Origin of the sequence: Asaia siamensis (assembly GCF_014635085.1) — a bacterium.
In the GTDB taxonomy this organism is placed as follows: Bacteria; Pseudomonadota; Alphaproteobacteria; order Acetobacterales; family Acetobacteraceae; genus Asaia; species Asaia siamensis.
In genome coordinates this window covers 121,729-144,375 of record NZ_BMCH01000002.1, presented here as the reverse complement: position 1 = coordinate 144,375, position 22,647 = coordinate 121,729, and the positions used below count along the sequence as shown (strand labels likewise).

Here is a 22,647-nt window from a genome sequence, read left to right as displayed (position 1 = left end):
AGACAAAACGAGTCCAGAGGCAAGCCTCTGGCGGGGTCTGGGACAGCGCCCCATTGCTTATCGCCGTACAGCCCTGACAGCGAGCGTCCCGGCCCCCTGAATGACCCCCACGAGCAGGATCAGCACGGCAACCACGGCAAACATGATGGTCGTGTTGAAGCGCTGATAACCATAGCGGATAGCGAGGTCGCCCAGTCCACCGGCGCCAATGGCGCCTGCCATGGCAGAGGCCCCGACAAGGGTGATTGCCGTCACGGTCAGGCCGGAGAGAAGACCGGGTAGCGCCTCGGGAATCAGCACATAGCGAATGACCATCCAGCGCGTGCCCCCCATGACACGCACGGCCTCGATGAGACCGGGCTCGATCTCCTGCAACGAGATTTCGGCAATACGCGCGTAATAGGGAATGGCCGCAATCGAGAGCGGTACGATGGCTGCCAACGTGCCGAGCGATGTGCCTGCGATGAAGCGGGTGACGGGGATCAGCAGCACCAGCAGAATGATGAACGGAATGGCGCGAACCGCATCGATGACCCAGCCGATAGGGCGACCCAGCCAGGGCAGATCATAAAGATCGGTGCGACGGGTCGCGATCATGAGCACAGCCAGAGGCAGGCCGAAAAGAACAGCGACAAGGCTTGATGCGGCAACCATCTCGACGGTCTGCAGCGTCGATTCAGCGATGAGCCTAGCGATCAGACGGTACATGACCGAGCACCTCCGTCACATGGGCCTGTTGCTCCAGGAAAGCAGCAAGCGGTTCGGTCACAGGGGCAGAGAATGCCAGAATCATGTCGGTCAGGAGATCCCCTCCGCAGGATAGGGTGCCGCCCTGCACCAGGGTGATCTGCTGATCGAAACGCGTGGTCAGGAGTGACAGGAAGGGCGTCTTAGCGGCTTCAGGGCCCAGCACGATGCGCATGAGTGTCAGACCACCCGGCACAGGGACGGCGCTTAACTGGCGTTTGATCGTCTCAGGCAGACCGGGGCGCGTATCGGCCAGCAGGCGCTCAAGCCTCGGATCACCCCGGCTATCACGCATCAGCGTCGCCATGCTGCCGTTTTCGATCAGCGCGCCATGATCGAGCACCAGAACGCGATGGGCAAAGCGACGCACGACTTCCATTTCATGGGTGATGAGAATGATGGTCAGGCCAAGCGTGCGATTGATATCGGCCAGCAGCTCGAGAATGGAGGCGGTCGTATGCGGATCGAGCGCCGAGGTTGCCTCATCGCAAAGCAGAAGCGAGGGCGAATTGGCAATGGCCCGTGCAATACCGACACGCTGTTTCTGACCGCCGGAAAGCTGGGAAGGACGTTTGTGACCGTGGCTCTCGAGCCCGACGAGCGCGAGGAGTTCCTCGACACGTTCCGCGATGCGCGGTTTCGGCCAGCCGGCAATCTCGAGCGGCAGGGCAATATTGGCAGCCACCGAGCGGGAATTCAGCAGATTGAAATGCTGGAAAACGAGCCCCACCTTGCGCCGGGCCGCCACGAGATCACGCTCGGAAAGCTGCGTGAGATCAGCGCCATCAAGCAGGATATGCCCTTCGGTCGGGCGCTCCAGCGCGCAGAGGCAGCGCAGAAGCGTGGATTTCCCCGCCCCCGAACTGCCGATCACCCCGACGATCTCACCCTTGTCGACCTTAAAGCTGATATCACTCAGCGCCGTCTGTGACCCGAAACGGCAGGACAGACCCGAAACGTCAAGAAGGCTCATGGAAAGGCAGGGATCACGGTATTGGCGTACACGTCAATCAGGGCCTGACGGATATTGGGCTGCTGATAGGCGCTCACCAGCGGCTTGACCCAGGGGGCCTGCGCCTCATCGCTGTTGACGGCAATGACGCAGATATAGGGATTGTCCTTCACCCCTTCGCGGGCCAGACGCTCGTGAACCACATCCACACCCGCCTTGTGCGCCCAGTCCGTATTGATCACGGCAGCGTCGAGATCGGGCAGCGCGCGCCCTACTACACCGGCATCCAGCTCCCGTATCGTGAAGTCATGCGGGTTCTCGGTGATGTCGAGCGGTGTCGGCAGCAGGCCCGCCGAAGGCGAAAGCTTGATGAAACCGAGCGACTGAAGCAGCAGGAGCGCCCGCCCTTCATTGCTCGGGTCGTTCGGCACACCGATGACCGCGCCCTTTGGAAGGGTGGCGAGCGTCTTCCATTTGCGGGAATACAGCCCGATCGGCGCAACATAGGTATTGCCTACGGGCACGATCTTGAACCCGTGCCCTTCATTCTGGGCTTTCAGAAACGGCATGTGCTGGAACGAATTCGCATCGAGATCATGCGATGCCAGCGCCTCGTCGGGCGTGGAGTAGTCGGAAAATGTGACGATCTTGAGGGTCAGCCCGGATTTCTGCGCGTTCTGGCTGACAAGACGCCAGATATCCTCATCTTCACCCGCCATGATACCGACACGGATCGGTTTGTCTGCTGCGCGCGCAGAGCGCAGGCCAAGAGCCAGAGGCGCGGCAAGAAGCGTAGACAACACCGAACGACGCGGCAGCGAGGCAAAGGACATGAGAGGAGCACCCGGTTTCTGGCGCGAGTCGGTAAATTGAACGATTATTAATCGTTATTATAAACAGTCTCGACGCATTCAACGATTTATCCGTGTTTTATACAGAACGCCCCATAAATCAATGATCGATCTGGGCAAGCCCCCTCAGATGTCGCCATCGATCTGCGCCGAAACCTTGACGGTATTGGACACGGCGTCCCTTTTGCGCCGGACCATGAGAAAGGCGCCCTGCCAGCTGCCCATTATGATCCATGTGCCTTCAATCTCGTCCCCTGCCTCATTCAGCATGCCCTCATAAAGCACGGTGTGATTGCGGCGATCTGTCTGATAGGTCTTGCGAAACTGCACATGCCGCCCCTGACGTGTCCCGCTGACAAGGGCGACAAAGCAGGCCGAATCTTCTGTGCTGGCATGGGCTCGCTCGGTGATGGTGCCACCAATCACGGATTCCGCCTCAAAAAGCGCCGCCTGGAAGAATTCCGGCTCATAATCACGGGGATAGGTAAACTGCCCGTCCCACTGCCCCGCAACAGACAAGGCCTCACTCATCGCTCTCTCCTCTCGGCCTGCAGCGCGTTTTTGCCCTCGGGCCGGAATGCTGCTCAAAACAGCCCATCCTGTGAAACCACCCTGACGGACGCGCCTTATGCTGACCCTGTGTCTCTATCTTGCGGCAGGTTTTGCCGAAATTGCCGGCTGTTTTGCCTTCTGGGCATGGCTGCGTCTGGACCGGTCAATCTGGTGGATCATCCCCGGGCTGTTCAGCCTGGTATTGTTTGCCTTCATTCTGACCCGCATCGACAGCGACAGCGCAGGCAGGGCCTACGCGGCCTATGGCGGTGTCTATATCACCGCCTCGCTGATCTGGATGCGCCTCTTCGAGGGTCGCAGCCCGGACCGATGGGAGCTGGCAGGCGCGGCGATCTGCCTGTGCGGGGCAGCGCTCATCCTCTGGGGACCACGCTCGACATAAAACGCGGCTTGGGCCATTGACGGGTTTCCTGAATTCCGGAGGCCTTTCGTGTTCCAGCCGCTCTATCGTCGCACGCTCGCCCTTGCGGCCTCGCCTCATGCTGGCTGGTGGCTTTTTGCCGTTGCCTTTGCCGAAGCCTCGTTCTTTCCAATTCCTGTCGATCTCATGCTGATCCCGATGGTGCTGGCGGCGCGCGAGCGGGCCTTCGTGCTGGCGGCGATCTGCACCGCCGGTTCGGTCATGGGGGCCATGCTGGGCTGGGTGATCGGTGCGGTTCTGCTGCAGCATGTCGCCATGCCGATCGTTCATTTCTATCATGCCGAGCACAGCCTCGCGGCGCTTCAGGAAAAATTCAGGCAGTACGGGGTGGCGATCATCCTGCTCAAGGGCCTGACACCGATTCCGTTCAAGATTGTCACCATCGCTGCCGGTGCAGCCCATTTTGCCATTCTGCCGTTTCTGGCGGCCAGTCTGGTCACGCGCGGTGCGCGGTTCTTTCTGGTGGCAACCCTGCTCTGGTTCTACGGCGCCCCGATCAAGGACTTCATCGAGCGCCGCCTGACACTGGTCATGACAGGCTTTCTCTTTCTGATCATCGCTGGCATTCTGGCTGTCACCCTTCTGTAGACCGTATGAGGATTGCCGCCATGCCCAACCAGATTGCCGTCGTCACTGGCGCCGGAGCCGGTATCGGGCGCGCCACGGTGCGTATGCTGGCCTCCTATGGTTTCGATATCGCCCTGCTTGGCCGGAACGAGCAGCGCCTGCAGGATTCTGCGGATGAGCTCGAAACCAGCGCCATTCGCACGCTTATCGTGCCGGTCGATGTCTCGGACGCAAAAGCGGTCTTCGACGCAGCCGAGCGTGTCGAGCGCGAGCTCGGCCCGATTACGGTCTGGATCAACGCGGCAGGTGTAGCGGCCATAGGGCCGGTCCTCTCGCTGGATGCCGAAACGCTCAGGCGCGTAACCGACGTGACCTATCTCGGCTCGGTATTCGGCACACAGGCAGCCCTGGCCTGCATGCGCCGACGCGGCAGTGGCACGATCGTCAATCTGGGGCTCGCCCACCCGCTGCGTGGCCTGCCGCTTCAGGCAGCCATCAATGGCGCCCATGCTGCAATCAGCGCCTTTTGCGACAGTGTCCGCCCCGAAATCCGTGCGCTTTCAGATCGCATTGACCTGACAGTCGTGCATCTGCCCTCGATCAACACGCCACGCCTCGGCTGGAGCCGCAACCGCTCTGGCCATGCGCTCAAGCCTCTTGGCCGCATCTATGAGCCGGAAGTGGCGGCTCACGCAATCGGTCAGGCCGTACTGGGTCATCATCGCGATATCTGGGTCGGCGCCTCGTCGATCCTGCCAAGCCTGATCAATGGCATCGCGCCGTCGCTGCGTGACCGCTATCTCGCCAAGAAAGGCATTGTCGCCCAATACGCATCGGGCAAGGCGGAAACAGAAAGCGACACGCTCAACGAAAGCCTGCCCGGCGCTTATGCCGCCCATGGCCCCTATGAAGGCATCCCCCTGCGCGATCAGGGACGCAAGCCGCTACTGCTGACCATTCCAAGGCGGATCGGTTTTGGCGCTACGCTTCTGTCTCTGGCAGGGGTGCTGCTCGGCTGGGCAGCCCTGCGTCGCAAGGCCTAGCTCGGCTGGCGCGACGTGCCGGCTGCCATCAGGGCGCGGTGCTGCTTGAGGCCATTGACCAGTTTCTCACTATCCTCAGGGGCGAGAACCAGCCCCACCGGCCCATAGGCCGGATGCTGGAAGGCAAGCGTTGAACCCTCGGTCAGCGCGTCGATCTGTAATGCCCAGTTCGTGCTGTATACGGGCAGAAACGGCACATTGCCGATCGCAGGCTGGGGCTGACTGGCCGTCATGGCATAGCGTACGCGACCAAGGCTTGTGATGAGCTGGCTCAGCTGGTCGAGCGTGAGGTCTATTTCCCCCTCGATCCCGCTCCCTTCAAGAAAACGCAGCGTCGCCCCTGTGCCATCCTCTTTCTGGATGACCTGCATTCTTGCACCCATGACCGGAAGCTCCCTCTTTTCGCATTTTCCCAAGGCGGGCCGGCGCGCAAAAGCCGCCGGACCAAAAAAGGTTATGTCTTCTTGCGGGGTTGGAACCCGATCGGAATACCCGGAGACATACCGGGCGATCTAGCGACGATCCTCTGTGTTCTGAACCCATCCGGCGTCTGCCCACCATCCCTGAGCACGAAGGCTTTCTGCCGCCCTACATGCCGCATCCAGATCGGCATAAAGGCCAAAACAGGTCGCTCCCGAACCGCTCATGCGGGCAAAGTGACATTCTTCCGAACGCTCCAGATGGCTCAAGACTTCACCGATTACGGGAAAGAGAGCAATCGCCGGGGCCTGAAGATCATTCGAAGTTGATCGCAGGCTTTCGGCCAGAGCCGCCACATCATGCCATTGCGCTGGCAGCTTGGCAGAAGGACGAAACGCAGCGCCGGATTCCTTCCAGGCGCGGAAAACGGCAGGTGTCGGCACGGCGACACCGGGATTGACCAGCACCATTGCGCAGCGCGGCAGGCGTGGCGCTGCGGCGAGAATTTCACCGATACCCTGCATGCGCCGGGATTTCTGGGCGATACAGACCGGCACATCTGCCCCGAGCGAGGCAGCGATCGGCGCCAGGTCGACATCCTCGCACTGCCAGGCTGCTGCGAGCAGACGCAGGGCAGCGGCAGCATCAGCGGAGCCCCCTCCGATACCCGAGGCCACGGGCAAGTTCTTGGTGAGCCGCATCTGCCAGGCAGGCAGAGTGTCAGAAAGGGAGGCAGCCAGACGCAGGGCCGATGCAGCGCGCAGCACCAGATTATCTGACCCGGCCTCGAGCCCCGCGCCAAACGGCCCGTCGATGGCAAGGCTCATACCGTGCTCAGCAGGACGGGGCGCCTCGAGTGTCAGCAGATCGGCCGTCTGGGCGAATACGGCCAGAGAATCCAGCTCGTGATAGCCATTATCGCGACGTGCGGTGATGTGCAGAAACAGATTGATCTTGGCATGTGCCAGCGAACGGGCAGGTAACATCGACGAACTCATCGGGGCGAAGGAATGGCACGACCGCGCATGACGGGCAGATCCGGCCCACCGGCAAGAGCGGCATCGATCAGCGCCTTTGTCTCGGGCTCGGGCTTGTTGTTGAGCGCCTGGCTCCACTGATCGCGGGCTTCGAGCTGGCGGCCCTGATACCAGTAGGCAACGCCCAGATGATAAGCGATCTCTGCATCGGCGGGGGCCGAATTGACTGCGGAAAGAAGCAATGGCAGCGCCTGGGCCAGATCGCCCTTCTGCTTGAGCAGTGCCCAGGCATAGCTGTCGCGTATCTCGGCATCATCCGGCGCCATGTCCATGGCACGACGCAACAGCAGCAGGGCCTGCTCGGGGCGCTCATTATGCTCGACATCCGAGTAGCCCGCGTAATTGAGCAGAACAGGCTCGGCAGGGGCCAGAGCCAGAGCGCGATCGAGATCGGCCTGGGCCTTGTCACGACGCTTGAGATGGTCCCACGCAATGGCGCGCCCCAGAAGCAGCGGCCAGACCCGTGATTCCATGACGCTCACCTTATTGAGCGCATGGGTAAAGGTCTCGATGGCGGCGTCGGAATGGCCAAGCTGGTCCTGAACCGAACCGAGTTCGTTCAGGATATCGGGGTTGCCGGGGTTGGCCTTGACCACCCGCCCCAGCGCATGGAGCGCCGCGTTGAGATCGTGACGCTTGAGAGCGACCTGCGCCTGGGCATGATCGGAGAGCGGTGCCAGAGGATCGTCTTCCGCCACGCCGTCGAGCGCGGATTGTGCCATGTCGAGCTGGCCGTCATTGCGCAGTTCTTCGGCCAGCAGGATCTTGCCGAGTGTCAGATCAGGGGCGAGCAACAGGGCCTGACGCAGCAGCAGAATCTTGAGCTGACGCAGATCCTTGAGCTTGTCGTCATCCGGGTTGGGCGCCCCGGCATTGCCACTGTCATGCGATGCTGTATCGCCCAGAAGGGCGGTCACACCGATATAGAATTCAGCCAGTCCCTGATTGGGAGAGAAATCGGTACCAATCCTGCCCGGACGCAGGCGCCCGGCGACGAGCTGAAAGGCAGGCAGAAGACCACCGACATTCTTCAGCCTCTGGCGCGCCTCGGCATCGTGATGACGAAAGGCCAGCCAGTCCGCCTCGAACTGCAATGCCTGTACCCGCACCAGAGGCGGCACGGCGACTGCGCTGCGATCAAGCTGGGCAAACAGACTATCCGTACGCGCCTCGTCGCGCAGCGAGGCAATGCGCGCCTGCTGCAAAAGCGCAAGCCAGGTTACCGGGTCGATCCCCCCCTGAGGAAGCGTGATGTCGTCTTCCTGTCCATTGGCGGGATTTGCCCCGTAATGGCACCAGTCACGCAGGCCGCGCCCTGCCATGCGCAGCAGACCATCGGTCTCCTTGCTGTGCAGGGCGAAAAAACCCTCGGCGCTCTTCCAGTGACGATCACGAAACGCTGCCGTACCCAGAACAAGACGCGCCAGGTTTTGCTGTGGCATCAGCCTGGCAAGTGTGACCGCCCGCGCGGCAGAGTCCGACCCGGCATCCATCGCGGCAAAACGCAGGGCCATCAGCACGAAATCGGGATCGCGATAGCCCTGCATCACTGCCTCATAGAGGGCATGATCGGCATCGCTCACATTATTGCGTTGCACCGAGACAATACTGCCAAGCAGACTGCCCGTCAGGGAATAATCGGGCGCCATAAGCGCCACACCGCCCTGAGTGTCGGCGGCCAGAGCTCTGGTCACAGGCACACCGGCAACAGAGGCCAGACAGGCAAGAAGAACGAGCCGGGACGGAGAGCGCTTGGTTTGCATCGTGTGACAATCTAGACTGAACCCGTTCAGACACCAAACTGATAAGAAACCATGTCCCTTTCCCTGTCCGGTCAGGACCGCTCCGAGATTCTTGCCCTGCTGGACCTGTATCGGGACTGGGGAGTCGATTGTGCCCTCGACGAGGTCGCGCCGCACAGGCTCGACCGGGCGGCGTCGCTCGCGCTGCCTCAGGGAGTGCGTCAACGCCCGGCGCGCGCGCCAGCCGCGAGACCAGCCCCTCCCTCTCCCGCCCAGCCGCGTCAGGCCCCGATCGATCCGCAGGCCGCCCAGGCCTGGGGGGTGGAAATATTCCCGGAATGCGCCCTTGCGCGCACGGCCTCGACCAGTGTGCGACCACGCATCGTGCCCGGTGCCCCATTGATGCTGATTGGCGATGCGCCGGATGCTGATGAAGACCGCTCAGGCGAGGTGTTTGCGGGGGAAACGGGGCGCCTGCTGGACATGATCCTTCCCAGTATCGGGCTTGATCGCGCCAGCCTCTCTCAGGCGCCCGCCCTGCCCTGGCGTCCTCCAGGCGGCCGCGCTGTCTCGCTGATAGAAAGCCGCGAGTGCCGCGCTCTGCTCAATGCCGCCATCGTCACGGCCCGTCCCGAACGCCTCGTTCTGCTCGGTCTGACCCCCCTGCGACTCCTGCTGGATGAGCAGGCGAGCATGGCACGGTCACGTGGCGCCTGGCACAAGGTGCGACTCGATGACGGGACCATGGTCGAGGCCTTGGCCATGCAGCACCCGCAACAGCTGCTTTCCAGCGCCAGAGCCCGTCGGGAGATGTGGAAAGACCTTGTTTTTCTGGCAGAAACGCTCTCGTCCTCGTGAGTACGCATCTGGTTTCAGGAGCGTCATAAAAAAAAACGATTTTAGCCCCGGAAAATGCGGTTTTTTAGTGTTATCCCTCTGGTAGAATTCGAGAAACGATCTTAGAATAGCGAACTCCTCTGGTGTGACCTTTTGGCCACTCTTGCTTTATCAGGCAAGGGGGGCTACCAGCATCTCCACCATGCGAGGAATTTCTTATTTCGCGTCGAGTAACAGTGCCCGTGCGTTGATGCTGTGCGCTGTGCTTGTGGCGGGAGCGACGTTCAATCCGCTTCGTGCACAAGAAAGCAAATCGACGCTTAACCCTGCCGATCATGACAACAGCCAGAGCGAGGAAACGGCGTTTGCAACGCCGCATTCGTCTGCGCCTGGTGGTTCGAATGGTCTTCCCCACCCCCTTTCCGCCTCAGATGCTGCGCTTCTGAAAGAGGCTTTCCGCGCCCAGCGTTCCGGCGATTTCGAAACCGCAATCGCCCGTTCCCGTGCGGCCCATGACAACGTGCTCATCGGCGACCTGCTCGCCGAGCGCTATCTCAACCCGGCCTACCATCCCGAACCCGTGCAATTGCGCCTGTGGCTCAAGACTTTTCCCAGTCTGGCCGATGCCGGTGCCATCCAGAACCTGCTGGTCTCGATCAGCCCGAAGGGCAGCGTCGCCCCTCAGAGCTTCCCGACACCACTCGCGCCATCGGATGTCTCATCGACGGGCACAACGGCAGCGCCAGATCCTCTGGCGCATCTTCTCAACCGCAATCCCCTGCTCGATCGCACGATCGGCGAGCGCCTTTCCTGGGGTCTCAAGGGCGGTCAAAGCGCCGTCAAACTGGTGAACTCAACCCCCGGCATGACGCCGCTCTATGCGGGTCAGCTCAAGGCCGAGATTGCACTCGGCATGCTCAGCGCAGGCGAAACCGCCTTTGCCCTGCAAACCGCTCGTGACGGCTTTGCCCAGAGCGCACATCAACTCGGCTATGCCGGATATGTCGCCGGGCTTGCCGCCTGGCGTCAGGGCGCCCTGCACGAGGCATTGGGCTATTTCGAACAGGCTTCACGTGCGGGCACGACAACCAATGAACTGCGCGCCGCCTCCGCCTACTGGGCGTCACGTGCCCATCGTCATCTCGGCAATGCGCCGACCCTGACCACCTCCTGGTTGCAGCGCGCCGCCGCCGAACCAGGCACATTCTATGGTATTCTGGCGCGACAGATGCTGGGACTGCATCATGCAGGCATGACCCCCGGCAAGGACCCAACGCAAAAAGACGGGCATGACGGCATCTCTGCCGATGACACGACGGCGCTTCAGAACCCGATCCCGGTCATGGGTGAAATCGATGTCGAGGCCGTTGCGGCCACCCCTCAGGGTCATCGTCTCTTCGCCCTGCTGCAGATCGGCGAAACCTCGCGTGCCGAAGCCTTGCTGCGCCGCATGTGGCCCGACATCACGTCGGACACGGCCCTGTGCCACTCGGTACAGCTTGTGGCTGCGGCGGCCGGTCTGCATGATCTGTCCGAGCAGATTGCCACTATTCTGGCCGCACGTGACGGTCGCCCCGCCCATCTGGCAGGGTTCCCGACGCCGCAGCTTGCCCCACGTCACGGCTTCAGAATGGACCCGGCACTGGTCTACGCGCTGACCCGTCTGGAATCGAATTTCGATCCCAAGGCGTCATCCAGCGCTGGTGCCCATGGACTGATGCAGATCCGCCCCCTGACCGCCAGCTTTGTCAGTGGCCCCAAGCCTGCGCTCGACGCCCATGGCGTTGCCATCATAAACGTACCGGCCGATATGGTCGGGCGTCTGCACAATCCGGCCGTCAATCTCGAAATCGGTCAGCTCTATGTGCAGTATCTCGCCGGTCTGTCGGAGCGTTCAGAAGAAGCACCCAAGGGGGGCGATCTCATTCACACCCTCGCCTCCTATAATGCCGGGCCGGGCGCCATTGCGCGTTGGGAAAGCGGTGCACCGGGCGAAGCCGGACAGATTCATGATCCGCTGCTTTTCATGGAACTGCTGCCCAATGGCGAGACGCGGGATTATGTTCATCACGCCTTTGCCTATCTCTGGATCTATGCCGACAAGCTGGGCCTGCCTGCCCCGTCGCTTCATGCTCTTGCACGCGCCCAGTGGCCGCGCTTTGCCGATGAGCAGGAAATCGCCAGTGCGCGGCCTGTGACCTATCACTGACCGCATTTTCTACCGTCAGGAGGCACCAAGACTCTCCTGACGGATGATCGTCGCTCCCATCGTCTCGAGAAACGCCCCGTCATGCGTTGACAGAAGCACGCAGGCTATTCGGGATTTCTCGGCCAGCAGCGCGCCGAAAAAAGCGTGCGATTGTGCATCGAGACCATTTGCCGGTTCATCCATCAATAGAAGCGACGGCTCACCGATAAAGGCCGAGGCAATCAGCATTTTTCGCCTCGTGCCCAGCGACAGCGCGTCGTAACGCTTGTCGAGATGCGGCGCGAGGCCGAACCCCTCTATTATTGAAGGGGCTATATCCGGCGCCTTGCGTGCCCAGGCGCAGAGCGCCATCAGATCATGGCCTGTCATGAAGGGATAAACCACTGCCTCGTCGGGCACATAGGCCAGGCTCTGCCGCGCCGCAACGTCGTCACGCACCAGGTGCTTTCCATTGATCCAGACATCGCCATGATCGGGTCTTGCCGAGCCGGACAACATGCGCAGCAAGGTCGATTTGCCGGTGCCGTTCGCTCCCCAGAGACCATAGAATCCGACACCGAGCGACAGGCTGACCGAAGAGAGAACGGGTCGCCCTCCATAAGCCACACAAAGGTCCGAACAGCGCAGGATGGCGGTCATGCCGTCACCTCCATCAGAATGAAACTGACCCAGAGAATGCTCAGGGTCACACTGGCCATGGGCCGCCAGCGCGTATCGATGCGCAGGCTCGATCGCATCGCCACAAGCAGCAGGGCGTAGGACACCACGATCACGATCAGCGCGACCGGAGAAACGAGCGCGTGCAGACACAGAGGCAGCACAAAGACGAAAGCAGAGGGCGCAAAGACGGTCAGCACGAGCGCAAGATCGCGCCTGATCCAGAAAGAGCGCGATAGCGGAAGTGTTGCAATAAAAGCCTTCGCCCGACGATGCGCGGTATCGAGCGCGACGAATGGTGCAAGGCTGCATTGCGAAACGAGGGCCATCCCGACAATCATCACCGGAATGGATCGCCCATCATAGGCAAAGACCGATAACAGCACCCATAAACCGATCGGCAGCAAAAGGGCGATGACAAGTACCACCCCGACACCACTTTCAGGCTCCAACCAGCTGCGCAGCTGCACACGCAGTACGGGAGAAAGCCGCGCCAGCCTGTCGACCGGCCTGGCTCTGACATGGCGCGGGAGCCTCCGATGCGCAGACAGCCATGCCGAAAGAGCACCAATTCCAGGCTCTCGACCGGCCAGAACAAATCCGGCTGCGCCAGATCCGGCAGCACCAATAAGGCACAATACCCTCGACCAGACGGGCTGCGTTACACAGCCGCCAGCGAGCAGAAAATCCGCCACAAAAATCGCGATGCAGAGAGGAATAAGGCGCTCAACGAGCGCTGCCTGAAGAACCAGGACCAGCCCCGCAAAAACCATCAGCGCCATACAATAGAGACACAGGGCTGATAGCGACGCCGCGCCGGTCAGAATGCCACCGATCACGAAAGGCAGGAAAAGCGGCAGATCGAGTGCCGCAAGCAGGGCGCCTGCTGTCAGCAGACGGGTCTGTGGTGTGATGGGCAGGGTATCGAGAAAAGGGCGAAAATTCCCACCGCGCAAGAAGCGGCACAACCCCTGGGACCAGGCTACGAAACCGGTTTGAGCCGCGAAAACCGCTATGAGATGCGCCCGAAAGCCTTGCGGGCCCGCCAGCACCGCCATGGATAAATGGCCCAGTTGCAGAAAAATGGCCACGAAAGGAATGGAAGGGGATGCCAGTACGGCCCCCACCAACATCATCCAGCGCTGCATGAGCAACGCTTTTGCAGCATGAAGCAGATAACGGGCCCGCAGCTTGAAAAAGAAAGTGAAACCCGAACTTGCACGGGTCGATCTCAAGCCTGACATTTGTCCCCCGCCCCATTCATTCAGAATGATAGCGTTACAATCCGGCGGGTAACAAACGAGTTCTGATTAATTTTCCGCTAGAACCTGACGGCTGGCACGCACCTTAGTCACGCGGCGCTGCTCCATCTCGACAACCTCGAACAGCCATCCGGCGAACACCACCTTGTCACCCTTGGCCGGCACGCGGCGCAGCAGGGCGAGAATGGCACCGGCGAGCGTGTGGTAACTGCCCGCAGCAGGCAGATCCGGCAGATCGAGCACCGAGCGCACCTCATCGGCAGGCATGAACCCGTCGAGCACATACTCATCACGCCGCTGCGGATTTTCACGCTCGGTCTTGTTCTTCTCGGCATTTTCGTCACCGACAATCGCCTCGAAGATATCGGAAGGCGTCACGATGCCTTCAAAAGACCCATATTCGTCGAGCACGAAAGCAATACCCAGGCGCTCGCCACGCATGCGTTCGATCATGTCCTGCGCGGTCAGGCTGTCGGGCACCACGATAGGCTGGCGGAGCGCCGCCTCGATCGAGACAGGCAACCCCTGAAGCAGGCGATCCATGAGATCCTTGGCCAGAACGACACCGACCGGGTGATCGACATCGCCCTCGCAAACCAGAATACGCGTATAGGTCGACTGGCGCAGCTTGACGATCAGCGCATCGCGGCTTGCATGGCGATCGACCCAGAAAAGCTCATTGCGTGGCGTCATGATGGCGCGCACAGGACGATCGGCCAGGCGCAGAAGGCGTTCGATCATGATGCGCTCCTCAGTCTCGAGCACGCCAGCCTGCGCCCCTTCAGCCAGAATGGCACGCAGCTCTTCTTCGGTAATGGCCGCACGTGTCAGGCGGCCGACGCCGAACAGACGCAACACAAGAGATGACGCCCCGCTCAGCAGAGCCACGACCGGACGGGAGATGGTCAGAAGCGCCGAGAGAATGAACGAGAGACGCGCCGCGATCTTTTCCGGCTGCTGCAGGGCGATCTGCTTGGGCACCAGCTCGCCGAAGACCAGCATGGCAAAGGTGATGCCCATCACCACAATACCGATGGACAGCTCATTGGCAAAAGGACGCAACAGATCGCTGCGGCGTATCAGAAGCGCCAGATTTTCCTCGATCTGGCTGCCACCAAAGGCGCCTTCGAGAATCGAGACCAGCGTCATGCCGATCTGCACGGTCGGCAAAAAGGAATGCGGCTCATCCGCCAGACGCAGCGCCCGCTCTGCCCCGCGCACCTGCCGTTTGACCAGCGCTGCAAGGCGCGGCCGCTTGGCCGAGATCAGCGCCATTTCGCCCATGGCAAAAATGCTGTTCAGCGCAATGAGAAGGCAGATGACCAGAATGGGGGTGAGCATGGGGTCCTTCGATCGGAAAAAAGAAAAGGCGGACATACACATCGTATGTCCGCCTTTTCAGGATAAAGCTGTCGCGCCCTGTTTGACCAGAGCGCTGAAGAGCGGGCACCTGCCCGACCCTCCCGGGGCCTCACCCCCTTGGATATGAGACGTCAGTCTGCCGCGTCAGCCACTTCGACCGGCTTGTCTTCGGCCTTGTGCACACGCACGCGCGGGCCACGAGCCGGCTTGCGTGATTCAAGCAGGGTTACCTGCTCGGCCACCTGAGCCTCATATTTGTATTCGGCCTTGCGCTGGTTCGCGAGAGAGATCTCAGGGACCATCGGCTTTTCGGTCTCGGGGCCGAACAGCGCAACCTTGGCGATGTGCCACGGACGCTTGACGGCATCCATGACAGCCGTCGATTCATAGCCGGAATGGACCATGCAATCGGCGCATTTTTCGTAGGCACCGGTGCCGTATTGATCCCAAGCCGTATCGTCCATCAGCTCCTTGAACGTCTTGGCATAGCCTTCGCCGAGCAGGTAGCAGGGGCGCTGCCAGCCAAACACGGTGCGCAGCGGCTTGCCCCAGGGCGTGCAATGATAGTTTTCATTGCCTGCCAGGAAGTTCAGGAAGAGCGGCGACTGGGTAAAGCGCCACTTCTTTCCCTTGCCGAGACGGAAGATGTCGCGGAAGAGCTGCTTGGTCTTCTGACGGTTCAGGAAGTGCTCCTGATCCGGTGCGCGCTCATAGGCATAGCCCGGTGCCGTCATGACACCATCGACGCCAAGCGCCATGACCTCATCGAAGAACCGCGCCACGCGCTCGGGCTGAGCGCCATCGAACAGGGTGCAGTTGATGGAAACACGGAAGCCGCGCTCCTTCGCCTTGCGGATGGCGGCAACCGCACGCTCGTAAACACCTTCCTGACAGACTGACGAATCGTGCATCGCCTTGTCGCCGTCGAGATGGATATCCCACGAGAAGAACGGATTGGGTTCGTAATCGTCGAGCTTCTTATCGAGCAGAAGCCCGTTCGTGCAAAGGTAGACGTATTTCTTGCGTGCCGTCAGACCCTTGACGATCTCGGGCATCTCCTTGTGCAGAAGAGGCTCGCCACCGGCGATGGCGATGACGGGGGCGTCAGCTTCGGCATCGGCATCCAGGCATTCCTGCAGGCTCAAGCGCTGGTTCAGGATCTGTGCCGGATAATCGATCTTTCCGCAGCCCGAGCAGGCCAGATTGCATCGGAACAACGGCTCGAGCATCAGAACGAGCGGATAGCGCTTGCGACCCAGCAGATGCTGTTTGACCACATAGCGTCCGACACGGACGGCCTGCATCAATGGAACGGCCATGTATCTCTATGCTCCTACACCAGATGACGTGCGGGCGCGGTGTCAGAAAAGGCCCGACATGAATACCGCGTCGCCGTCATACGTAAGACCCGTTGGTCATATGATTTCGAAAAACAACACCGGAATAAGGGGTGGTGTGCAAGACTGAAAATGATATGCGCGGGCTGGTAAAACGTGGCCTATACACCGCGCATGGGCCACGCCTCAATATCGAAGGCGCTTCGTAGCGCCTACTGTGTCATTTTGGCGACATTTATCTTCACCAGCTAACCAAATTTTAAGCTGAAATCTGTTGCGCGCCCCCTGCCGATGGGCGAATTCGCTGCCTTCGTTATTGCAGGACGGCGGGAAGATTGCACTTTTCGACGTTATGTCGGACATATGCCGCCGCAGTTGAACGCCGGATGACTTGTTTTTGCAGGGAGTCTCCCCAGCTTTCCGACTACGGATCCAGACATATGTCTCTCCCGATTGGCGGGACAGATTTGAGGACGCAGCATGACACAGTTCCCCAGCAGAGTGCCCCAGACCGCCCGTACAGCGCGCACGAGGCGCGCCGCTCTGGGACTGATGGCCCTGTTTTCTGCCCCCGTCGCGCTTTCTTCCTCCGCCCTGATTGCTCCGGCCTATGCCCAGTCTGCCGCTGTCGCTCCGATCAACGCTCTCTATGCAGCTCTCGGTCAGATCCAGTCTTCGGGTAGCGGCACCTCCGACGCCCGCGCGCAGGCCATCGCTCCTGTCATTGATCGCAGCTTCGACCTCTCGACCATTTTGCACAGCTCGATCGGCATGCGTTACACGACGCTTTCAGCCGATGAGCAGAGCAAGCTTCTGACTGCTTTCCGCCAGTTCACGATTGCCCGCTACGTTTCTAGCTTCAAGAAGGGCGGCGACGCCAAATTTACTGTGAGTCCGACCACGCGCCCCGCTCCGACCGGCGGCAGTACGATTGTCAGCACCACCATCGGTGATGGATCCGATTCCGGCACCGCTATCAATTATGTGATGATGCCCTCAGGTGGCGGATACCGCATCGTTGATATTCTTCTCAATGGCCGCATCAGCCAGGTCGCCGCGCAACGCGCCGATTTCAGCTCGACCCTGGCCCGTGGCGGTGTTGATGCCCTCGTGACCCTGCTCAACCACAAGACCGCAAAGTTCATGAATAATTAAGATGCGTGGCCAGTTTCCCCAGATAGCATACCCTGAAAAGGGAAAAGGGGTCACGTGGCTCTCGCTCTGAACTGGCTAGGCTATGCATCGGCTGCCCTTGCGGTGGCTGGTTGCGCCCAATCGGCTATCGGCGCCGGGCTGATCATTGCCTTTCGGGGCAGCGAAAAGCGACGCATCGCCAGAATACCGTCCTCGCCAGGGCCGCAGCCTGCGGTAACCGTCCTCAAGCCCCTGCATGGGGACGAACCGCTTCTTGAAGATGCATTGCGCAGCTTCTGCGAGCAGGATTATCCGATCTATCAGATTGTCTTCGGTGTCCAGCGTCACGACGACAGCGCCATAGAAATCGTCAGACGACTGATCGCCGACTATCCCGAGCGGGACATGACGCTTGTGATCGATGATACGCAGCACGGTACCAACCGCAAGATCGCCAATCTGATCAATATGTATCCTTCGGTGAAGCACGATATTCTCGTCATCTCCGACTCCGATATTCATGTACAGCGCGATTATCTGCGCGACGTGGTATCGACAATCCAGCAGCCGGATACAGGTCTCGTCACCACACTCTATGCGGGTCTTCCTGCCTCGACCGCGCTGGTCAGGGAATTTGCCGCATCCCAGATCAATCACAATTTCATGCCAGGCGTGATGATGTCGCGTCTGCTCGGACGTCAGGACTGCCTCGGCGCCACGATGGCCCTAAGACGCTCGCTGCTCGAACGGGTCGGCGGGCTGGCTGCTCTGGCCGATCATGTCGCCGATGACGCCATTCTCGGCCAGCTCGTCCGCGCTCATGGCAAAAAGATTGCCCTCGCCCCCTGCATGACCTGGACTACGGTCGCGGAAGACACAGCGGGCGACATGATCGCGCACGAGCTCCGCTGGGGCCGGACGGTCAAGAATGTCGAGCCGGTCGGTTATGGGCTTTCCGCCATCCAGCTTCCGCTCTTCTGGTCGAGTGTGGTGCTGTTCTGCTGCTGGCCCGCACGCTGGGCTCTGTGGTTTTTCATCGCAGCCTGGGCTGTGCGCGGGCTTTCAGCGCTGGTCATCGACCGCTCTCTGGGCCGGCTTACACCTGCGGTTTACGCGTTGTTTCCCCTGCGTGAATGGTTGTCGGCCGCAATCATGGTCGGCAGCGCCAGAGGCCAGCGTGTCGCCTGGCGCGGGCAGACGCTGCATATTCGTCGGGCAGCGCCGATTACACCGCCAATACAACCGGTCGAACCCGGAGATTAGACTTTTTAGTGTTTCGGCCTCATATGCTGGGGCATTCGTCAGAAATATCTGAGCCTTTCACCTTTGCGGATCCTGCGATCCGACGGTTTACCCAAGGATTTTCTTCACCATGATGCGCACGCTGTTCCTTCAGCCCCCTTCATTCGACGGTTTCGATGGCGGAGCCGGTTCGCGTTACCAGGCCAAGCGCGAGATCCGCTCTTTCTGGTTCCCGACCTGGCTGGCACAGCCTGCCGCCATGGTCGAAGGGTCACGCCTGATCGATGCCCCGCCGGCTGGCATTGGCATGGAGCCGATCCTGAAGGACGTGATGAATCGCGACCTCGTGGTGATGCACACCTCAACCCCGTCTTTCGCTTCTGATGTACGCGTTGCGCAGATGCTCAAAGACGCCAATCCCAAGCTGATGATCGGCATGGTCGGCGCTAAGGTGGCGGTGCAGCCTGACGAATCGATGGCGAAGGGCAGCCCGATCGACTTCGTGGCGCGCAACGAATTCGATTTCACGATCAAGGAAATTGCCGAAGGCCGCGAGCTGAAGGACGTGGACGGCATCACCTGGCGCAACAAGGATGGCGAGATCATCGCCAACCGTGACCGCGCCATGATCGAGGACATGGATTCCCTGCCCTTCGTGACGGAAGTCTACAAGCGCGACCTGAAGATCGAGGATTACTTCATCGGGTATCTGATGCACCCGTATATCTCGATCTATACCGGCCGTGGCTGCAAGTCGCGCTGCACCTTCTGCCTGTGGCCGCAGACCGTGGGTGGCCATCGCTACCGCACGCGCAGCCCCGAGCATGTGGCTGCCGAAATCCGTCTCGCCAAGCAGTATTTCCCGCAGGTGAAGGAGTTCATGTTCGATGACGACACCTTCACCGACGATCTGCCCCGTGCGGAAGCCATTGCGCGTGAAATGGGCAAGCTGGGCGTAACCTGGTCGTGCAACGCCAAGGCGAACGTGCCCTATGAAACGCTCAAGATCATGAAGGAAAACGGGCTGCGCCTGCTTCTGGTCGGCTATGAGAGCGGCAACCAGCAGATCCTGCACAACATCAAGAAGGGCATGCGCGTCGAAACGGCTCGCGAGTTCACCAAGAACTGCCACAAGCTGGGTATCAAGATCCACGGCACCTTCATTGTCGGCCTGCCCGGCGAAACGAAGGAGACCATCCAGGAGACCATCCAGTTCGCCCGCGAGATCAACCCGCACACGCTGCAGGTTTCGCTGGCAGCTCCCTATCCCGGCACGGCGCTGCACAAGCAGGCCACCGAGAATGGCTGGTTCAACGAAGCTGAAGCCGAGCTGATCGACGAGAACGGCGTGCAGATCGCCCCGCTGCACTACCCGCATCTTTCTCATACCGAGATCTTCAACTCGGTTGAGGAATTCTATCGCAAGTTCTACTTCCGCGCGCCGAAGATCGCCTCGATCGTCAACGAGATGGTTCGCAGCCCGCAGATGATGAAGCGCCGTCTGCGCGAGGGTGTGGAATTCTTCCAGTTCCTCAAGGGCCGTAACGCCGCCTGATCACTCAGGCGTCGTTTATTCCCATGCGTCGTCTGATTGTCTCGGCCGATGATTTCGGCCTGAGCGAGGAAGTCAACGAGGCCATCGAGATCGCCCATCGTGACGGGCTGCTCTCGACGGCCAGCCTGATGGTGGCAGGCCCGGCCAGCATGGACGCCGTGCGCCGTGCGCGCCGGATGCCCAATCTGCGTGTCGGGCTGCATCTGGTCGTCATCGAGGGCGATACTGCCCTGCCCGGCGCCAGCATCGGCGCCATTGCGACCCCGGACGACCAGTTTGGCACCAGCCAGCTTGGTCTTGGGGTGTCCTATTTCTTCCGACCAGCCGCAAGGCGTGCTCTCTCACGCGAGATCGAAGCCCAGTTCCGGGCCTTCATGGCTTCAGGCCTGCGTCTCGATCATGCCAATGCGCACAAGCACATGCATCTCCATCCCACCATCGGGCGGATGATGATCGAAACCGGACAGCATTACGGTTTGCGCCATGTACGCACACCCTGCGAACCGCCCGAACCGCTTGCCGCCGCTGAGACCCATTTCGACTCGCTGGGGGCTGCCGCGCTGCGTCGCTGGTGCGGTGTGCTGCGCCATCAGATCTCGCGGGCAGGCATGACGACCAACGACCATTGTTTCGGCCTGGCCTGGAGCGGCCAGATGCGACCTGGTCGTGTGGCAGGGCTGATACCGCATCTGCCCGAAGGTCTGTCGGAGCTTTATTTTCATCCGGCACTGGAACAGAGCGCGCTGTTGCAGCGCCTCATGCCGGATTATGACCAGCGTGGCGAGTTCGATGCGTTGATAAGCCCCGAACTGCGTCAGGCGGTGCGCTCAGCAAAGATTACCCTGAGCGACTGGGCAGGAAATACCCTGCCCCGTGCCTGAAAGCCTTCGTCTCTAGAAGGCTCTCCACGACACTCAGAGTGCCGAGTCGACCCATGCCTTGAGCGCGCTCTTGGGCAGGGCGCCGGTCTTCTGGGCGACGACTTCACCGTTCTTGAAGACCATGAGCGTCGGGATGCTGCGCACGCCAAAACGCGTCGGTGCTTCAGGATTTTCGTCGATATTGATCTTGGCGACCGTCAGACGGCCCTTGTATTCACCGCCGATCTCATCGAGCGCGGGCGCGATCATCTTGCAGGGGCCGCACCATTCTGCCCAGAAATCGACCAGAACGGGGCCTTCAGCCTGCAGCACGTCCTTTTCGAAACCGCTGTCGCTGACAGCTACGGTGTTGTCGCTCATCCTGTTCTCCATTCGCAATGCAGACCGTTCGGGTCCGTCTCAACACGACATATCAGCAGTTCAGGCAAAGCGTTCAAGAGCTAGTGAAGCAGGAATCGCCCCGTATCAAGAAACACAGTTCCTCCCGACGCGTTTTAGGAAGCAAGGTCATCACGTTACCGGAGAGGTTCTTTTGTCGATGCGTCATGTTTCGCGCGTATTCTGGCTATCGGTGCTGTGCAGCACGAGCCTCCTGACGGCGGTGCCTGCCGCATTGGCTCAACCCACGCTGGCTCCCCTGCCGCCTGCGCCCGAGAATTATACGCCCGAACATATCCCCTCTCCCGTCGTAGCGCCTGCTGCACCCGGCGCATTCGACGCGCTGACCGTGCCCGCAACACATCGCCTGCTACCGGGCAAGATCGTGTTCTCGATGCTGGTCACACCCGACCTCGCCCGTGCGGAACGTTTCTATGGCGGGTTGTTCGGCTGGGGTTTCCGTCCGATCGACGATGGCAGGACACCCCGTGTCGAAATCACGCTTGGCACCCAGCCGGTCGGCATGATGGTGGCGCACAAGCTCGATGACCCCAAACGTGATGTTCCGTTCTGGATGCCGTTCCTGTCGACCTCGGATACCGCGACCGTGACTCGGGTCACGAAGCAGCATGGTGGCAAGGCGATTTTCGGCCCTAAACCCATAGCCGGTCTGGGGCAGGCGGTGATCGTTGCCGACCCGCAGCATGGCCTCTATGCCGCCCTCAGCGCCCAGTCAGGCGATCCGGCTGACCATGGCACTGACCCGACGCTGAACAGCTGGTCCTGGGCAACGCTGCTCTCCCCGGACCCGAGAGCAGCGGCTGGTTATTATCAGCTCCTGTTCAATTACAGGATCGTCGCCTCTCCCGAAGCCGATAGTCCCCAGCATTACATGCTCACCGCGCAGGACAAGGAGCGCGCCAGCATCAACACACTGCCTCCGGGCATCGAGCCGCGTGACAGGGCGCGCTGGGTGCAGTTCGTCGAGGTAAATGACAGCGCGAGCCTTGCTGACAGAGCGCAGAAGCTGGGTGGTCGGGTGATTGTGCCGACACATGTCGACCGTGATGGCGCCCAGATTGCCGTTCTGGCCGATCCGGATGGGGCCGTGTTCGGTGTTATCGAAACCCAGAAAGACATGCTTGAAGGAGCGCTGCCCCGGTGAAGAAAGCATCCGCCCTTTTCGCCCTCGCGGTGATTTCTTCTCTCGGTTTGTCAGGCTGTGGCGGCTATGATGGCTATGGCGGCGGCTATTACGGTTATCCCGGAGGCTGGGGACGCCAAGGCTGGAATGGCGGCTACGCTGTCGGGCCGCATTATACCGGGCGCGGCTGGGGGGGCCGCGGCTATCGCCCGCGCTATGATGACCGGCGCGGCGATCGCGGCCCGCGCAACGGCAATCATGGCGGCGATCATCACCACCATTGATGCAGGCCTTGC

The 22,647-nt window shown here is 60.8% G+C and carries 23 protein-coding genes; 11 read left to right on the top strand and 12 right to left on the bottom strand.

The window, feature by feature from the left end; translation table 11 throughout:
• Positions 1-57 precede the first annotated feature (57 nt).
• The 4 genes from IEV53_RS04190 to IEV53_RS04175 all read right to left on the bottom strand — a co-directional run bounded on the left by IEV53_RS04190 (position 58) and on the right by IEV53_RS04175 (position 3,081).
• Positions 58-708 carry a methionine ABC transporter permease gene (locus IEV53_RS04190; protein ID WP_188425544.1) on the bottom strand — a complete coding sequence of 217 codons (651 nt, stop codon included), beginning with the start codon at positions 706-708 and terminating at the stop codon, positions 58-60.
• The gene (locus IEV53_RS04185; protein ID WP_188425543.1) at positions 689-1,720 is read right to left on the bottom strand and encodes a methionine ABC transporter ATP-binding protein; all 1,032 of its coding nucleotides are present in this window, start codon (positions 1,718-1,720) and stop codon (positions 689-691) included. The genes IEV53_RS04190 and IEV53_RS04185 overlap by 20 nt, the downstream gene beginning before the upstream one ends.
• Positions 1,717-2,532 carry a MetQ/NlpA family ABC transporter substrate-binding protein gene (locus IEV53_RS04180; protein WP_188425542.1) on the bottom strand — a complete coding sequence of 272 codons (816 nt, stop codon included), beginning with the start codon at positions 2,530-2,532 and terminating at the stop codon, positions 1,717-1,719. Before IEV53_RS04180 ends, IEV53_RS04185 begins: the two co-directional genes overlap by 4 nt.
• Positions 2,533-2,676: 144 nt before the next feature.
• Positions 2,677-3,081: a hypothetical protein gene (locus tag IEV53_RS04175; protein ID WP_188425541.1), complete on the bottom strand. Its 405-nt coding sequence runs from the start codon at positions 3,079-3,081 to the stop codon at positions 2,677-2,679.
• Between the two features lie 97 nt (positions 3,082-3,178).
• Here IEV53_RS04175 and IEV53_RS04170 point away from each other — a divergent pair, with 97 nt between their 5' ends.
• The 3 genes from IEV53_RS04170 to IEV53_RS04160 are packed head-to-tail and all read left to right on the top strand — an operon-like array spanning position 3,179 to position 5,154.
• Entirely contained in the window at positions 3,179-3,505 is a 327-nt protein-coding gene (locus tag IEV53_RS04170) for a YnfA family protein (protein ID WP_188425540.1), read from the top strand.
• Positions 3,506-3,553: 48 nt separating this feature from the next.
• Entirely contained in the window at positions 3,554-4,132 is a 579-nt protein-coding gene (locus tag IEV53_RS04165) for a YqaA family protein (RefSeq protein ID WP_188425539.1), read from the top strand.
• 20 nt (positions 4,133-4,152) lie between these two features.
• Positions 4,153-5,154, top strand: coding sequence for an SDR family oxidoreductase (locus tag IEV53_RS04160; protein ID WP_188425538.1), 1,002 nt, complete (start codon positions 4,153-4,155; stop codon positions 5,152-5,154).
• On the opposite strand, the gene IEV53_RS04155 is transcribed toward IEV53_RS04160, so the two are convergent.
• The 3 genes from IEV53_RS04155 to IEV53_RS04145 form a co-directional block, all read right to left on the bottom strand.
• Positions 5,151-5,537 carry a hypothetical protein gene (locus tag IEV53_RS04155; RefSeq protein WP_188425537.1) on the bottom strand — a complete coding sequence of 129 codons (387 nt, stop codon included), beginning with the start codon at positions 5,535-5,537 and terminating at the stop codon, positions 5,151-5,153. The two genes, IEV53_RS04160 and IEV53_RS04155, sit on opposite strands and share 4 nt — an antisense overlap.
• Before the next feature lie 129 nt (positions 5,538-5,666).
• On the bottom strand, positions 5,667-6,560 hold the full coding sequence (locus IEV53_RS04150) for a 4-(cytidine 5'-diphospho)-2-C-methyl-D-erythritol kinase (protein WP_229719574.1): 894 nt from the start codon (positions 6,558-6,560) through the stop codon (positions 5,667-5,669).
• Positions 6,561-6,568: 8 nt separating this feature from the next.
• The gene (locus tag IEV53_RS04145) at positions 6,569-8,374 is read right to left on the bottom strand and encodes a tetratricopeptide repeat protein (RefSeq protein ID WP_188425535.1); all 1,806 of its coding nucleotides are present in this window, start codon (positions 8,372-8,374) and stop codon (positions 6,569-6,571) included.
• 51 nt (positions 8,375-8,425) lie between these two features.
• Here IEV53_RS04145 and IEV53_RS04140 point away from each other — a divergent pair, with 51 nt between their 5' ends.
• Positions 8,426-9,211 (top strand): uracil-DNA glycosylase, encoded by a 786-nt coding sequence (locus IEV53_RS04140; RefSeq protein ID WP_188425534.1) that lies wholly within the window; start codon positions 8,426-8,428, stop codon positions 9,209-9,211.
• Positions 9,212-9,392: 181 nt separating this feature from the next.
• The gene (locus IEV53_RS04135; protein WP_188425533.1) at positions 9,393-11,399 is read left to right on the top strand and encodes a transglycosylase SLT domain-containing protein; all 2,007 of its coding nucleotides are present in this window, start codon (positions 9,393-9,395) and stop codon (positions 11,397-11,399) included.
• 15 nt (positions 11,400-11,414) lie between these two features.
• Here IEV53_RS04135 and IEV53_RS04130 read toward each other — a convergent pair whose 3' ends face one another.
• The 4 genes from IEV53_RS04130 to hpnH all read right to left on the bottom strand — a co-directional run bounded on the left by IEV53_RS04130 (position 11,415) and on the right by hpnH (position 15,999).
• A complete protein-coding gene (locus IEV53_RS04130) occupies positions 11,415-12,038 on the bottom strand; it encodes an ATP-binding cassette domain-containing protein (protein ID WP_188425532.1) in 624 nt (207 codons plus the stop codon).
• The gene (locus IEV53_RS04125; RefSeq protein WP_188425531.1) at positions 12,035-13,291 is read right to left on the bottom strand and encodes a hypothetical protein; all 1,257 of its coding nucleotides are present in this window, start codon (positions 13,289-13,291) and stop codon (positions 12,035-12,037) included. Before IEV53_RS04125 ends, IEV53_RS04130 begins: the two co-directional genes overlap by 4 nt.
• Before the next feature lie 75 nt (positions 13,292-13,366).
• Complete coding sequence (locus IEV53_RS04120) at positions 13,367-14,659, bottom strand: hemolysin family protein (protein WP_188425530.1); 1,293 nt, start codon at positions 14,657-14,659, stop codon at positions 13,367-13,369.
• A gap of 152 nt (positions 14,660-14,811) precedes the next feature.
• Positions 14,812-15,999, bottom strand: coding sequence for an adenosyl-hopene transferase HpnH (gene hpnH, locus IEV53_RS04115; protein ID WP_188425529.1), 1,188 nt, complete (start codon positions 15,997-15,999; stop codon positions 14,812-14,814).
• A 498-nt stretch (positions 16,000-16,497) separates the two neighbouring features.
• On the opposite strand from hpnH, the gene IEV53_RS04110 reads away from it, so the two are divergent.
• The 4 genes from IEV53_RS04110 (at position 16,498) to hpnK (ending at position 20,829) form a co-directional block, all read left to right on the top strand.
• Complete coding sequence (locus IEV53_RS04110) at positions 16,498-17,172, top strand: ABC transporter substrate-binding protein (RefSeq protein ID WP_229719572.1); 675 nt, start codon at positions 16,498-16,500, stop codon at positions 17,170-17,172.
• A gap of 54 nt (positions 17,173-17,226) precedes the next feature.
• Entirely contained in the window at positions 17,227-18,414 is a 1,188-nt protein-coding gene (gene hpnI, locus IEV53_RS04105) for a bacteriohopanetetrol glucosamine biosynthesis glycosyltransferase HpnI (protein WP_229719568.1), read from the top strand.
• A gap of 109 nt (positions 18,415-18,523) precedes the next feature.
• Complete coding sequence (hpnJ, locus tag IEV53_RS04100; protein WP_188425528.1) at positions 18,524-19,948, top strand: hopanoid biosynthesis associated radical SAM protein HpnJ; 1,425 nt, start codon at positions 18,524-18,526, stop codon at positions 19,946-19,948.
• A gap of 23 nt (positions 19,949-19,971) precedes the next feature.
• Entirely contained in the window at positions 19,972-20,829 is an 858-nt protein-coding gene (hpnK, locus tag IEV53_RS04095) for a hopanoid biosynthesis-associated protein HpnK (protein WP_188425527.1), read from the top strand.
• Between the two features lie 33 nt (positions 20,830-20,862).
• Here the strand turns inward: hpnK and trxA are convergent, their stop codons facing one another.
• Positions 20,863-21,189 carry a thioredoxin TrxA gene (gene trxA, locus IEV53_RS04090; protein ID WP_025840568.1) on the bottom strand — a complete coding sequence of 109 codons (327 nt, stop codon included), beginning with the start codon at positions 21,187-21,189 and terminating at the stop codon, positions 20,863-20,865.
• A 178-nt stretch (positions 21,190-21,367) separates the two neighbouring features.
• On the opposite strand from trxA, the gene IEV53_RS04085 reads away from it, so the two are divergent.
• Complete coding sequence (locus tag IEV53_RS04085; protein ID WP_188425526.1) at positions 21,368-22,372, top strand: VOC family protein; 1,005 nt, start codon at positions 21,368-21,370, stop codon at positions 22,370-22,372.
• The gene (locus tag IEV53_RS04080; RefSeq protein WP_188425876.1) at positions 22,369-22,635 is read left to right on the top strand and encodes a spore coat protein; all 267 of its coding nucleotides are present in this window, start codon (positions 22,369-22,371) and stop codon (positions 22,633-22,635) included. Before IEV53_RS04085 ends, IEV53_RS04080 begins: the two co-directional genes overlap by 4 nt.
• Positions 22,636-22,647: the final 12 nt, after the last annotated feature.